The following is a 13,867-nucleotide window of genomic DNA, read 5'->3' on the forward strand; positions in this document are numbered from 1 at the left end:
GTCTTTCGATTTATGTCCGTATCGTCGATGCATCGCGCGTTCGCGGATAGAAGCGAACCGGCTTCTCTTCGACATCGTCGTAACGCGCCGCAAGAAGACCGCGGCATAGCGCGCTGTTGAACTCGGCGTTGACGCCCACGCGCCGCAACTCGCGCAGATACGCGCCGAGCGTCGCGGGATCGAGCGGCGCGCCGTGCATGTCGATGAACGCGGGCCGCGCTTCGTCCATCGCGCCGCCGCATACGTGACGCCGTTCCATGTAACGCGAGATCAGATGCGCGCGTTCCGGCTCGTCGGCAAGCGATGCAAGCTCGCCGATGGTGAGCCGCACGAGCGCCTCCGCTTCGCGCCCGCTCGCCAGCAGATGCGCGAGCAACGCCGCCTGCCTGCGCTGAAACGCCTTGACGAGAAATGTCTGCCGCACCGCGTCGAGATCGTCGTTCGCGGCATCGCCGAATGCCTGCCGGAACGACAGGTTCTGCGCCATGCCGCGATTGATCTCGTTGGCGTACATGTGCTCGTCGAGCGTCATGCCGATGCCCGTCACCCACGGCAGATCCGCGATCGCCGCGCGCATGTCCGCCGCCATCAGATACGCGAAATTGGCGGCGCACCAGTACGTCGGAAGCCGGAAGGCGACGCTCACGCCGCCATCGGCATCGACATCGACGGACGTGACGAAGCCGAGCTCCGTCACCGACTCGTCGAGTTCCGGATCGATGACGGATGCGAGCCGCTCCCACACTTGCGCCGCCGGTTCGCTCACCGCGCTCGCGGCGCTCATGCGTGCGCGACCGCGCTTTGCGGCGTCTGTTCGAGCAGCTTCTTCTGCGCCTCGATATCGATGCCGTACAGACGCGCCGCATTCAGCCCGAGGATTTTCTTCTTCGCCTCCAGCGACAGCTTCGCGCCCGTTTCCTTCGCGACCGATTCGGGCAACTCGAACGCCATGAACTTGTCGATGAGCCACTTCGGCGACCAGATCGCGTAATCGCTGCCGTAGAGAATGCGGTCCTCGCCGATCCAGAACAGCAGCTCCGAAATCACATGCGCGAAGTATTCCGGCCGCGTGTGGATGAACGGCAGCACGACCGCGAGGCCGCCATACACGTTCGTCTCCTGCGTGGCGATCCAGCAGAAGTCATCGAGACGCGGCAAGCCGCAATGCTCGACGATGAAGTTCAGGTTCTGGAAGCTCGTCGCCACGTCGTCGATATCGGCGACATCGAACGCATCGCGATTGAGCGGCAGGATCGTCGGTCCTTTATGAACGTGAATGTTCCTGATCCCGAGCTTCTCGCAGCGTTCGAGAAACCGGTACGCGCCCGGATCGGAGAGCTTGTAGCCCTTGCTGTCGCCGCGCCATTCGGCCGTGTAGAGCTTCACGCCCTGAATCTTGTACAACTGCGCCAGCTCCTCGAGACGTTCGAGCCCCGCTTCGCCGTCACGCGGATCGAACGCGCCGTTCACGATGAACCGATGCGGATACTTCTTCTTCACCACATAGTTCGCTTCGGTGGTATTGAAGCCGTTCTTGTAGAAGTCGGTCAGATAGGTCGGCTGGCAGATCGCCATGTCGTCGTAACCGGTGACGAAAAGGTCTTCATACATGACCGCTTCGCCGTACTGGTCGAACTTTTCCTTCGGCCACAGGTATTCCTTCGGGCTCAGGTTCTTGTGATACGCATAGAAGCAGTCGATGAACTGCTGGCCATGCACGTTCTTCACGTTCGCCTTGCTGCCGTCCCAAAGATGAACGTGCCCGTCGATGATGAAAATGTCCTCGCCGTCCTGGGTTCTGAACATGTTGCTGTCTCCGTGGGGTTGTCGCTCGCGGGCGCACCCGCGAACGTTTTCATTCGTAGGCCATTGCGTCTTCCATGTTGCCGAACAGCACGACGGTATCGTCGTCGATCATCACCATCCGTCCGTAATGCGTCGATGTCGATATCTCGAACAGATGTGGCGTCATCTCGCGGCCCAGCACGTCGCTGATTTCGCCCATCTTGAACTCGATCTTTCCCTGCCCGTCGATGCGGATCATCGCGGGCAGATACGTCACGGTGATGCCCGGCTTCGTCGCCATCAGTTCCGCAATCGCGCGCGCCTCGACGCTGTCGTTCATCGTGACGCCGCATTGATGCGAGATGGTCTGATCGAAGCGAAGATCCTTGATCGGCTTGAAGATGTTGTCGGTATGCACTGACATGAGCGGCTCCTGTTCGCGGTGGATTCAGGCTTGAATGGAGAGCGAAAACGGAATGCCGACTTCCTTCGCGATCAGTTGCGCGCGCTCGACCGAACTGCTCAGGGCGTCGGTGTATTGCGCGGCTTTCGCGTGCGGAATGGACCAGATCGGCTGAAGATGCTTCGCGGCATCGGCGGCGAGCGCGCCATGCTTGTCGAGCCATGCGCCGAAGAGCGCGCGGTTCGCATCGCCATGCGCGGGATCGTTGGCAAGCATGTGGAACAGCTCGACCGCGTTGGCGAGATTGCGCTCGTAGTCGCCTTCGGCGGCGGATACCACGGTCGGCGTCACGAAGTCGTTCTGCGCGGCAGCCACTTGCATGATGAAGCCGCTGCGAAAGAGATCGCCGACGAGCGGCTCGAACACGACGTTCACCGCGAAATACTTTTCGAGGTAATCGGTCGCGCCGCCGATGGTTTCGATCGCGCGGCGCGTGCCCTGCCACATCGGATCGTTGAGCCAGTGCTCCTTGCCCGCATCGAGATCGAAGCCCGGCAGATCGAGCGCGATCTCGCCGAGATACAACGTCAAGTCCTGAGCGAAGCGCAGTTTGTACGATGCATTGGTCAGGATCGCGCTGTTGATCATCTGCGTGTAGCCGTAGCGCTGCGCGTGCATGGTCGCCGTGCCGAGCCCGAATTCCGCGTGCTTGTACGCGCCGAGATGATGTTCGAGCACCTTCACCCAGGCTTTGTCGAAGCGCTTGACCGCGCCCGAGCGCCGCGCATTGCCGATCGCGTTCGTAATCATTCCGACGATGGTCGACTGGCGCTGATAGTGCGTGCGCTCCCATTCTTCATCGACCGCGCGGAACGTGTGCCAGTCCGAGCATTGCGCGGCGGTCCACGTTTCGGAATAGGTCGGCGTGCCGTCGGCGAATTGCAGTATCCAGTCCTGAATGAGATAGCGCTTCGGGTCTGGCTGCACGTCGACGGTCATGTCTTCGTAATGGCTTGCCTTGCGTCCTTTCGGTTCGAAATAGTTGTACTTGCGGCTGTCCCAGCCCACGAACTGCGCCGCGCCCGCAGCGCCCGACTTAAGCGGCGATGACTGCTCCGTCGACGTACTCATGTCATGTCTCCTTTCCGATCAGCGAATATCAGGGCGACGGGCCGTCATCGGACCGCCTGCGTGAACTTGTCGAAATACAGCCGTTCCGGTTCTACGCCGGCCATTTGCAGCACCGGGATCACGGCGTCGATCATCGCCGTGGGACCGCACGTGTAGGCATCGATATCGCCCGCGAGCGCTTCGTCGCGCAACGTGCGGCTCACGACTTCGTGGATGAAGCCCGTCTCGCCCGTCCACTCGTCGGCGGGTTCGGCGTTCGAGAGCGCCGGTATGAAGCGGAAGTCCGGCAGCTTGTCAGCGAAGTCCGCGAACTCGTCGAGATAGAACAGATCGCGGCGCGTGCGCGCGCCGTAGAAGAAGCGCACGGGCCGCTCTTCGCCGCTCGCGACGTGGTCCTGCAAGATCGACCACAGCGGCGACATCCCCGATCCGCCGCCGACGAGAACCATCGGGCCGGGCTGATCCTCGCGTCGAAAGCAGGTGCCGTACGGACCTTTCGCGATCATCCGGTCGCCGGGCTTGAGACCTTCGTCGAGCCGCGACGAGAACGCGCCGTTCGGGTACTTCTTGATGATGAAGGAGAGGCGCCGTTCGCCATCGGGCGGATTGGCCATCGAGAAAGAGCGCGTGATGCCCGCCGATGGCAGCGTCAGATCGACGTACTGCCCCGCCCAGTAACGCAACGGACGGCTCAGTTCCACTTCGAGCAGCCTGATGTCGTGCGTGAGCGCGGCGATGCTCGTGACGGTCGCGTCGTATTCGGCGACGGGTATGGAGCGGCGCATCAGGTCTTCGTCGTAGTTGAGCAGTTCGACGGTGAGATCGCTGTAGGCCAGCGTCCTGCAAAGCAAGACGTGACCCGATTCCTTCTCGTAGTCGGGCAGCGCGAAGGTCGAATACTTCTTCATCTCTACGTCGCCTTCGACCAGCAACGACTTGCAACTGCTGCACTGCCCTTCCTTGCATCCGTGCATGACGGCGATGCCTTGACGGAACGCCGCTTCCAGCACGGTTTCGCCTTCCTCGACCGACATCTCCACACCGACCGGCTCGAAGCGGACCGTGTGCGTCACAGACTCATCGCCGCTCATACGCGCCTCCCTCGCATCGGTCAATTGCACGGATTGATCGTGAAGCCCGCGCGATACTCCGCGATGTGCTTCTCGCGCTGCTCCGGCGTCATCTCTCGTATCAGCACGATCGGGCTTTGGATCGTGTGGCCGCGCACATCATCGAGCGTCCACATGTCGCGGTTGTCGAAACGCAGATGCGGTTGAGGCACGAGCGTCTTGCCGTCGCTGCGCACGAAGCCGAGATCCTTGATGCAATCCGCGAGGTCCCAGCCGTGATAGACCTCTTCCCATTCGCGGCGCCCGCTGAAACGGCCCATCGCGGGCGTCGGGCGGCCTTCGTATTCCGACGCGAACGCGACCTTGTGCGTCCATCGGCATAACTCCGAGCAATACGTGTAGAGCTTGCCGTCGACTTCATCGACGCAGAAGTCCTCGCGAATCAGGCACGGCACGAGGCAGCTCCAGCAGCGATGCGGATACACGTAGCCGTTCTCCTGATCGAACAGCATGTTGGTCTGGCCGGGCACGCTCTTCTTCGCGTACCACTTCCAGTACTCGCCGAACTCCGCATACCAGCCGGGATACTTGTGCTCGAACCACTCGAAGTCTTTCTCGGTCTGCGCCTCGATGCGCCAGAAGTTCACCGGCCAGCCGACCGAGAAGAACTGCGCGACCTTGTGCACGTAGTTCTTCTTGACGAGGCGATCCCACGCGGCGGCGACATCGTCGTGATGAATCTTGATGCCGTACTTTTCGAGCGGCAGCATGTAGGTGCGGTAATAATCTTCGTAGATCCACCGATGCCACAGCTCCGCATACGACTCTTTCTTCTTGTCGCGGTCCGTCGTGCCGTATTCGATGAACGTGCCGATAGCCGCATCGACGATCGCGTGGTTCTGCCAGAACGCGTAACGCAGATCGCGTTCGAGCAGCAGATGATTGTCGGGGTCGTTGATGACCGACATCATCAGCGAATGGCCGTTGCCGATGTGACGGCTCTCATCCGATTGCACGGAAAGGAACACCGTCGGCAGCGCGTAGTCGCCGTTGCGCGCGGCTTCCGACGGCATCGCGACGAACAGCGTATTCGTGAACGCCGTTTCCGCGACCACTTGCAGGAACACGTTGGCGGCCGTCACGGCGTCGCCGGTGAGGAAGCCTTCAGCGAACTGACGTCCGATGGTCGTCGCATAGCACTTGCCGAACGCGGCTTCGGTGATGTCGAAACCCGCCGGATCGATGTAGTTCTCCATGTACCACTTCTTCAGATTCATCTGGATCGTCGAGTGGCGGAACTCGTCGACCATCTGCATCGTGAAGCCCGTGCGCAGTTCTTCGCCGGGCGCGAGACGGCCCAGCATCGCCATCGAGCGCGCGGCCGAGATTTCCGGGAACGGGATGATCGCGAGGAACAGCTTCATCCATTCGACCCAGCGCGGTTCGACATTGCGGAACATGTCGCCGCGCAGCGCGGCATCGAGCGCGCCGTAGACGCGGTTGTCCTTTTCCTCCTGCATCGGGAAATACGAGCGCAGCACCTGCTTCATCGGATCGCGCGGCGCCTTGCTGATCTTGTAGTCCGTCGGGAAGGTCATCGCTTCCTGAACGTAACTGGGTGTCCAGCCGAGATCGGCGACGCGTTTTGCCGCCTCGCCGATACTGATGCCTCGCTGGGATGTGATCTTGTTGAGCGTTAATGCTTCTGACATCGAGCTCTCCTTGTCCGGTTACAGGGCGATTGCGCCGTTTGCATCGGCACGGCAGCTTGAAGAGCGACAAGCGTGCCATCCGCGAATACGCCGTTTTTCATGGGTTTTCGATGCGCTTGTGTCGTGGAACGCGACGATCGAATTTCTTACGGTGTCCCGAATTGCGACATCACTCAATGGTCGACGATGATCTTGCTCGCGCTTGCATTCGCCGCATCCGCGACCGGCTGACCTTGTGCGATGAAACGCGCGGCGAGTATCAGCGCGCCCATCGCGAAGTCGCGGCCATGCGCGGCGATCATGTCGTCGGACAGCGCGCCGAGCCGCTCGAAAAACGCTTCCTTCGTGGATGCATCGGTCGTCATCTCCGTCTCCCTCGAGCGTCTAATGCGAACCTGAAATGCGGAATAACGCGTGCGGCAAATACACGAGCGCGATCTCGCCGGCTTCGGTGCCATAGGCGAGACGCCCGCCGTCGGGCGCCCACGCAAGCGCGGATATCGCCGCGCCGCCGTTGGCCCGGACGAACAGCACGTCCGCGCCGCCGGGCTGGCACAACAGCACCGCGCCGCTTCGATAACCGACCGCGATCAGCGACAACGACGGATGACACGCGACGACACTCACCGGCGCGCTGCCCGCGACGCCGCATTCGCGCGGACGATCATCCGCATCGGGCGGATCGAAGCGCCAGCACACCGCGCGCGGTCCGCCGCTCGTGACGAGCACGCGGCCGTCCGCCGAGAACGACAGCGAGCCGGGCTGCAGCGCATAGCCGCCGAGTTCGATATCGTCGCCATCGGGAAGACGCCAGCCGTGCAGCGCGTTGCCTTCCGTGTCCGCGACGAGATACCGGGCATCGGGACTCCACGCGATCGCGCGCGGCGATCCGGCGCACGCAAAGAGCCGCGACGTCGCGGCGCGCGTATCCCACAGCGTGACGCCGCCCGCGTGAGCGATGGCGAGTCGCTGCGCGGTGGGCGCGAACATCAGCGCGGTCGATGAAGCGGGCAGCGTCAACTCGCTTTCCATCGCGCCGATGAGCCGCACCAGCGCGCCGCTCGCATACGCGCGCACGCCCGAGCGCGAAACGGCGACGTGATCGATTCGTCGGCCGTGCTGCGCTATGAGCTGGCGCACATTGCCATCGATGTCCATCTGCACGAGCCTGCCGTCATCGCCCGCGCTCAGAAAGCCGCCATCGGCATCGGCGGCGAGCCCGAGGCTCGCGCCATCGTGGATCGCAAAGCGCGCGAGCGGCGGCGGCGGCGCGGTGGCCTTGATCAACTCGACGCCGCGCGTCTCGTGCGCCTTGAGTTGCGGACCGCCTTCCCATTCGCCCGACGCGAGCACGAGCGTTCCATCGCCGAGCGTGAAGCCCGCGTGAGTGCCGCCTACATTCCACGTCGCCGCCGTCACGCTCGCGTGCGCCGTCCAGCACGCGCCGAGCAGCTCGACGAGCGGCGTGGGCGCGCTTACGTTCATCGCGGATCGCGGCCATGCGCGGTGCGCGTCGCCGCCTCCGCGTTCGCGAGCGCCGCCTCCAGACGCGCGCGCTCTTCCTCCAGCGCGCTCAGCGCCCGGTCCGCTTCCCAAAGCTGATCGCGCAGCATTTCGATGCGCAACAATTGCAGCGACGTGCGCGCTTCGGGCCGGCTCGCGGCCAGCGCGCTTTCGAGTTCGATTTCGACGCCCGCGAAACGGCTCTTGCTTCGCAGATGCTCCGAATTGATCCACGTGAGCTCGATCACGAGCCGCACGCGCTCCGATATGGGCGTGGGTTGGCCCTGCGCAGTCATGGCGTTCTCCGCTGAAAGCCTGGCTTGCGGGCCTCGTCTGTCGCGAGGCCGGCCGGTCGTTACGGAATGAGGACCGCGCGTCCCTTCACCTTGCCGTGATGCAGGTCGCGCAGCGCCTGATTCGCCTCGCTCAGTCGATACTCGCGCGTCGCGAGATGGACGAGTCCGCGATCGGCCAGCGCCATCAGCTCGACGAGTTCCGGATACGTGCCGACCAGATTGCCGACGATGGTCTTTTCGCTCGTGATCATGTCGATCGTCGGAATGTCGATCTTTCCGCCGTAGCCGACGATGTAATAGAAGCCCGCGTTGCGCGTCATCCCGAGGCCTTGCGCGATCGCGTTGCCTTCGCCGACGAAATCGATCACGGCTTCCGCGCCGTTGCCTTGCGTGAGTTCGAGCACGCGCTCGACGGCGTCGTCGCCGCCCTGAACCGTATGATGCGCACCGCATTCCTTCGCGAGCGCGAGGGCGGTCTCCGATCGGTCGACGACGATGATCTCCGCCGCGCACAGCGCGTTCAGCACCTGAATGCCGATGTGACCCAGACCGCCCGCGCCGATCACGACGGCGAACTGCCCCGGCAAAAGATGACGCGATGCCTTCTTCGCGGCGCGATAGGCAGTGAGGCCCGCGTCGGTGTACGGCGCGACGTCCTTCGGCGCGAGCGTGGACGGCAGGCGGATCAGCGAACGTTCGCCGGTCGCGAGATATTCGGCATAGCCGCCGTTCGCGTTGATGCCGGGAAAACGGCTTTCGGTCGCGTGCATGTCGTCGCCGCGCCGGCACGCGAGACAGTGGCCGCTCGTGACGAGCGGATGGCAGATGACCGGATCGCCCACCTTGACGCTTTCGACGCCCCGCCCGACCGCCTCGACCCAGCCGGCGTTCTCGTGGCCCATGATGTAGGGCAGCGCGATATCGACCTTGCTGCGCCAGATGCCTTCGACGATATGCAGATCGGTCCGGCACACACCCGCGCCGCCGATCCGGACGATCACATCGTCGGGCCGCGAGATTTCGGGAGTGGGGACGTCTTGATAGCGGACGAATTCGTCGCGGGACAACGTTTCGTCGTACTCATGCAGCACGGCAGCCTTCACGTGATGTCTCCTTGTTCGTTATCGTCGATGCTTCGCCTGAAGCGATGCGCCGGGATAAGAGCAAGGACCACGCCAATCGCGATGCGAGCGGGGGCATCGCGTGAGCCTGCGTGGATGGCCTTCGCGTTCTGTGACGACGGCATCGGCAGGGTTTGTCGCAAAATCGGACACCCTGCCGAAGTCCTGTCCATGCGGATGTCGCAACTTGCGACATCCGCCTGCTACGCATTGCAGCGCACAACGCCCGGCGACCCGATGCATGGGTCGCCGTCTTTCATACGGCGTTATTGGCCGGCTGCCGGCGATACGACGCTCGGCGTTGCCAGCGTGTTGTTGCTCTTCGGCGCGGGCGCGTCGGACTTCGTCGTGCTGTTCGTGCTGCTCGGCAAGCCGCTATTGGGCTTGGCGGCCATGCCGCTGCCGGAATGGGTGGTGCCCGGCGTGCCATATCCGCCTGTCGCGCCGTTCACCTGATTCGCCGGGCTGGCGGTGCTGCCCGTCGAGCCGCTCGATCCTCCCGCCGTCTGCGCATAAACGCCGCTCGACAGTGCCGCCGCGGCTACAGCCGCGATGAGTGTGCCAATTGCCTTGTTCATGATCCGTCCCTCCTTGATCGGACTGGAAATTAGGACGCAGGCGTTTCCGTCTGCTCGATCATGAGTTGCGCAATGACCGTGCCGCGCCCGGGCACACCAAATGCAGAGGTCGATGCGTCATTAAGTTATCCGATTCACTTCAATCCCCCGACGATGCGTTCCATCTCGCTTTCGCCGAACGCGCGCATCGTCGTCGATCGGACGTTGCCGAGTGCGCCGAGCGCGAGGCCGAGGCGCGTCGCGGTTTCATCGTCGGGTGCATCGAACGATGTAACGAGATCGTATGCGCCAAGCGTCCAGTGCAGTGCGCCGATGGTCGCGCCCATCGCCTTGCTCGCTTCGCGAAATGCGCGCGCGCGATCGACCGTGTCCTTCGCGGTACGCACGCCCTGATCGGTCCAATTCAGCAGCATGATGTAGGTAGCCATGGTGTCCTCATCGAATGAAAGTGAAGCGGCCGCACGTATTGACGCGCCGCGTTTTCTTTGCGTGCATAAAGAGGCAGAGAGGAAGCAGGACAAGGCGGCAATCGCGCATGAGCAACAGCGCTTCCGTTCGGGAAAGCCGCAGTATGGATATCGATTGACTGCGAAAAAAGTATAGGCGACGGCGACTGTTAACAGCGCGCTTTCACGGCGCGATCGCGGCGTCGCGAGACGAAAAAAAGCCCCGTCGGAAGATGCGAACGGGGCTCATCGCCTTCGGCTGCGAAACGCGCTTACTTGCAGTGGCGTTCCCAGTGATGATGCACTTTGACCTTGTGGCAAACCTGATGGTGATTGTGCGAAGCGGCGAAAGCCGGAGCGACGGAAAAAAATGCCGCACCAGCGGCAAACACAGCAATGACAGCCTTTTTCATGAGTTCGTTAGGTTCTGGATTGGGAAAGAGAGGAGATGCTAGCAGCGCGAGCTTACGGACACATTTACGCGGCTCGTCAGCTTTTCGGCTTCGCGTTGAGCCTTCGCCACAACGTCGTCTTGCTGATGCCGAGCGCCTTGCAGACGGCATCGCGATCGCCGCCGAACGCAGCCAGCGATGCGCGGACCTGATCGGCTTCCACCGATCGGCTGAGATCGCGCAGCGAGCGGTCCGCGTTTGCGTCGGACTTGTCCTCGAACAGTTCGGGCGCGATCGCTTCCAGTTCGTCGAGCGCGAGTGCAACGGGCGCATCCCGATCCGATAACTCCACCGCGATACGCTCGACGATGTTCTGCAACTCGCGAACATTGCCCGGCCACGGATATCGGCACAGCGCATCTTCCAGCGGCGCGAGCACGCGCGCCGCCGCTTCGCGATCGGGCACGCGCGACGCAAGCGCCTTGTCGCGCCGCGCGGCCTGTGTCAGCAGCGCGGTCGCCAGCAGCAGGACGTCGCTGGAACGTGCGCGTAATGGCGGCAACGCGATGCTCAGAATATTGATGCGATAAAAAAGATCGGCGCGAAACGAACCATCGGCGACGCCTTGCGCGAGCGTGCGATGCGTCGCCGCGATCACGCGAATATCGACGCGCGTCGGCTCCGTCGATCCGAGCCGTATCACTTCGCGCTCCTGCAGCACGCGCAGCAGCCGGCTTTGCAGCGACGGCGGCATCTCGCCGATTTCATCGAGAAACAAGGTGCCGCGATGCGCCGCCTCGATCAGCCCCGCCTTGCCGCCCTTGCGCGCGCCGGTGAACGCGCCCTCCTCGTAACCGAAAAGCTCGCTTTCGAGCAGGGCTTCGGGAAACGCGCCGCAGTTCATCGCGACGAACGGAAAGTCCTTGCGGCGGCTCAGCCGATGCATGCTCTGCGCGACCATCTCCTTGCCCGTGCCGCTTTCGCCGAGAATCAGCACGGTGGCGTCGGATTTCGCGTAGCGGCGCACGAGCGAACGCACGCGCTCGATCGACTCCGATTCGCCGACGACATCCTCCAGCCGATAACGCGCGACGAATTCCTGCGCGCCCTGCCGCGAGCGCAGCGTCCGGTCGAGCCGCTCGACCGCGCGCGATTCCTGGAAGGTGAAGATCGTGCCGCCCGACGCGCCATCGCTTGCGAGCGGTCCGCGATGGATCGCGTAGCTCACGCCGCGCACCGCGCCGAACACGTCGCCGTCGGCGGAAGGCAGCACGCCGTCGAGTTCGGGCGCGACATCGAGCAACGCCTGTCCGACGGCGCGCGACGCATCCGCGATGCCGAGCGCGGCGGCGAGCCGCCGATTGATCGCTTCGATGCGGCCGAGCGCATCGACGGCGACGACGCCATCGCGAAGATGCTGCAACAGGTTGTCGAGCCGATTGCGCCGCGCGACTTCGCGGCGCATCGCCTGCGCGACTTCGATCGCCGTCTCGAACGCGGCGACGACCGACGTGCGCGAATACAGAAACACCGCGCTCATGCCCGCGTCCGCCGCCAGATCCGCGACGAGGCCGGGGCCGACGACCACATCGACGCCGCGATCACGCAGATCGAGCACGAGGTTTTCGGCGTCCTGCGCCGAGCGATAGGACGCGCAAATCACGTCGATGCCATACACGGCGAGGAAGCGGCGAATTTCCGCGGGCGTGTCGCCGTGCGTGACGAGCGCGACGCTCGCGCCCTCGCGCCGCGCCTTCGTGAGCGCATGCATCACGTCGAAGCCGGTCGGACTGATGACGACGACCGGCACCGACACGCGGCTCTTCAGATAAGCGCCGTTCGAGCCGCCCGCCACGACGACATCCGGCCGGCCGTCGCGCGCCGATTCGATGCTGTTCGCGGCATCCTCGAAGCCGAGCGCCACGACATCGAGTTCGGCGCGATCGGCGTAGGTGTCGACGAGATCGATGAACAAATCCCTTAGCCGGCTGATGCCGACCGCCCAGATGCGCGGGCGCGACGCGGTTTCCGTTTGCATGATCGTCTGCGCAAAAAATCCAGTATGCGATACGGATTTCAGTTTCGAAACAAGAAATTTCAGGCCTGAAATCAAGCGCTGGGAGCCAAAACGTCCAAACTCATAAAAATCAACGAGTTAGAAAAATATCGCCAGCTGGCAAGGTAGTTGCTTTTATATGCAGCACTTTTTCAGGAGACAAACGTGAGTTCCGAAATCCAGACCGCACAGACCGCCGGCGCGCGGTTCCGCCAGGCCGTCCGCGAGGAATCGCCGCTGCAGGTCGTCGGCGCGATCACCGCTTACGCCGCGAAGATGGCCGAAGCCGTCGGGTTCAAGGCGCTCTATCTGTCGGGCGGCGGCGTGGCCGCGAATTCGCTCGGCATGCCCGACCTCGGCATCAGCACGATGGAAGACGTGCTGATCGACGCGCGCCGCATCACCGACGCCTCGTCGCTGCCGCTGATGGTCGATATCGACACCGGCTGGGGCGGCGCATTCAACATCGCGCGCACGATCCGCTCGTTCATCAAGGCGGGCGTGGCGGCGGTACATATCGAAGATCAGGTCGGACAGAAGCGTTGCGGGCATCGTCCGGGCAAGGAAGTCGTGCCGACCGGCGAAATGGTCGATCGCGTGAAAGCCGCCGTCGATGCGCGCACCGACGATTCGTTCGTCATCATGGCGCGCACCGATGCGGCCGCCGCCGAAGGCATCGACGCGGCGATCGAGCGCGCCGTCGCGTATGTCGAAGCGGGCGCGGACATGATCTTCCCCGAAGCGATGAAATCGCTCGATGACTATCGCCGCTTCAAGGCTGCGGTGCGCGTGCCGATCCTCGCGAATCTGACCGAGTTCGGCTCGACGCCGCTCTTCACCGTCGATGAACTGAAGGATGCGAACGTCGACATCGCGTTGTATTGTTGCGGCGCGTATCGCGCGATGAACGCAGCGGCCTTGAACTTCTACGAGACGGTGAAGCGCGACGGCACGCAAAAGGCCGCCGTCGAAACGATGCAGACGCGCGCCGACCTGTACAAATACCTCGGCTATCACGCCTACGAAGACAAGCTCGACCAATTGTTCGCAGCGAAGAAATAACCCTTGTTTCAGGAGACAAATTCATGAGCGAAGCAGACAACAGCACCGCAAGCGCGGGCGCATTCAAGCCGAAGAAATCCGTCGCGCTGTCGGGCGTGACGGCGGGCAATACCGCGCTGTGCACCGTCGGCAAGACGGGAAACGACTTGCACTATCGCGGCTACGACATTCTCGATGTCGCGACGACGTCCGAGTTCGAAGAGATCGCGCATCTGCTCGTGCACGGCAAGCTGCCGAACGCCGCCGAACTGAAGGCATACAAGACGAAGCTGAAGGCGTTGCGCGGCCTGCCCGCGAATCTCAAAGCCGCGC

Annotated in this window: 16 protein-coding genes; 2 read left to right on the forward strand and 14 right to left on the reverse strand. The window is 63.1% G+C overall.

Annotated features, from left to right (window positions below; translation table 11 throughout):
- Window positions 1–10: 10 nt before the first annotated feature.
- The 14 genes from QCE58_RS30870 to prpR all read right to left on the reverse strand — a co-directional run bounded on the left by QCE58_RS30870 (window position 11) and on the right by prpR (window position 12,475).
- Window positions 11–784: a metal-sulfur cluster assembly factor gene (locus tag QCE58_RS30870; protein WP_250522658.1), complete on the reverse strand. Its 774-nt coding sequence runs from the start codon at window positions 782–784 to the stop codon at window positions 11–13.
- Window positions 781–1,806: an amidohydrolase family protein gene (locus QCE58_RS30875; protein WP_008345850.1), complete on the reverse strand. Its 1,026-nt coding sequence runs from the start codon at window positions 1,804–1,806 to the stop codon at window positions 781–783. Before QCE58_RS30875 ends, QCE58_RS30870 begins: the two co-directional genes overlap by 4 nt.
- A 49-nt stretch (window positions 1,807–1,855) precedes the next feature.
- On the reverse strand, window positions 1,856–2,209 hold the full coding sequence (locus QCE58_RS30880; protein ID WP_008345851.1) for an MmoB/DmpM family protein: 354 nt from the start codon (window positions 2,207–2,209) through the stop codon (window positions 1,856–1,858).
- A gap of 24 nt (window positions 2,210–2,233) precedes the next feature.
- The gene (locus tag QCE58_RS30885; RefSeq protein WP_008345854.1) at window positions 2,234–3,319 is read right to left on the reverse strand and encodes an aromatic/alkene monooxygenase hydroxylase subunit beta; all 1,086 of its coding nucleotides are present in this window, start codon (window positions 3,317–3,319) and stop codon (window positions 2,234–2,236) included.
- Window positions 3,320–3,363: 44 nt separating this feature from the next.
- Window positions 3,364–4,410 carry an NADH:ubiquinone reductase (Na(+)-transporting) subunit F gene (locus QCE58_RS30890; protein WP_175982208.1) on the reverse strand — a complete coding sequence of 349 codons (1,047 nt, stop codon included), beginning with the start codon at window positions 4,408–4,410 and terminating at the stop codon, window positions 3,364–3,366.
- 20 nt (window positions 4,411–4,430) lie between these two features.
- The gene (locus QCE58_RS30895; protein WP_008345857.1) at window positions 4,431–6,101 is read right to left on the reverse strand and encodes an aromatic/alkene/methane monooxygenase hydroxylase/oxygenase subunit alpha; all 1,671 of its coding nucleotides are present in this window, start codon (window positions 6,099–6,101) and stop codon (window positions 4,431–4,433) included.
- Between the two features lie 173 nt (window positions 6,102–6,274).
- Window positions 6,275–6,466, reverse strand: a complete 192-nt coding sequence (locus tag QCE58_RS30900) for a hypothetical protein (protein ID WP_008345859.1) — start codon at window positions 6,464–6,466, stop codon at window positions 6,275–6,277.
- A gap of 19 nt (window positions 6,467–6,485) precedes the next feature.
- Window positions 6,486–7,586: a WD40 repeat domain-containing protein gene (locus tag QCE58_RS30905; protein WP_250522657.1), complete on the reverse strand. Its 1,101-nt coding sequence runs from the start codon at window positions 7,584–7,586 to the stop codon at window positions 6,486–6,488.
- Entirely contained in the window at window positions 7,583–7,900 is a 318-nt protein-coding gene (locus QCE58_RS30910; protein WP_008345862.1) for a hypothetical protein, read from the reverse strand. The genes QCE58_RS30905 and QCE58_RS30910 overlap by 4 nt, the downstream gene beginning before the upstream one ends.
- A 59-nt stretch (window positions 7,901–7,959) precedes the next feature.
- Entirely contained in the window at window positions 7,960–9,003 is a 1,044-nt protein-coding gene (locus tag QCE58_RS30915) for an NAD(P)-dependent alcohol dehydrogenase (RefSeq protein ID WP_250522656.1), read from the reverse strand.
- A 284-nt stretch (window positions 9,004–9,287) separates the two neighbouring features.
- Window positions 9,288–9,599, reverse strand: a complete 312-nt coding sequence (locus tag QCE58_RS30920; RefSeq protein WP_250437809.1) for a hypothetical protein — start codon at window positions 9,597–9,599, stop codon at window positions 9,288–9,290.
- Window positions 9,600–9,733: 134 nt separating this feature from the next.
- Window positions 9,734–10,027, reverse strand: coding sequence for a GYD domain-containing protein (locus QCE58_RS30925; RefSeq protein ID WP_008345865.1), 294 nt, complete (start codon window positions 10,025–10,027; stop codon window positions 9,734–9,736).
- A 290-nt stretch (window positions 10,028–10,317) separates the two neighbouring features.
- Window positions 10,318–10,458 carry a hypothetical protein gene (locus QCE58_RS30930; RefSeq protein ID WP_167561871.1) on the reverse strand — a complete coding sequence of 47 codons (141 nt, stop codon included), beginning with the start codon at window positions 10,456–10,458 and terminating at the stop codon, window positions 10,318–10,320.
- 76 nt (window positions 10,459–10,534) lie between these two features.
- A complete protein-coding gene (gene prpR / locus QCE58_RS30935; protein WP_250522655.1) occupies window positions 10,535–12,475 on the reverse strand; it encodes a propionate catabolism operon regulatory protein PrpR in 1,941 nt (646 codons plus the stop codon).
- A gap of 183 nt (window positions 12,476–12,658) precedes the next feature.
- On the opposite strand from prpR, the gene prpB reads away from it, so the two are divergent.
- Complete coding sequence (prpB, locus tag QCE58_RS30940; protein WP_250522654.1) at window positions 12,659–13,555, forward strand: methylisocitrate lyase; 897 nt, start codon at window positions 12,659–12,661, stop codon at window positions 13,553–13,555.
- A 23-nt stretch (window positions 13,556–13,578) separates the two neighbouring features.
- Window positions 13,579–13,867 (forward strand): citrate/2-methylcitrate synthase (locus QCE58_RS30945; RefSeq protein WP_309780689.1); only part of this gene is annotated, 289 nt, incomplete at its 3' end.

It is taken from the genome of Caballeronia sp. LZ028 (genome assembly GCF_031451415.1).
Lineage (GTDB): Bacteria > Pseudomonadota > Gammaproteobacteria > Burkholderiales > Burkholderiaceae > Caballeronia > Caballeronia zhejiangensis.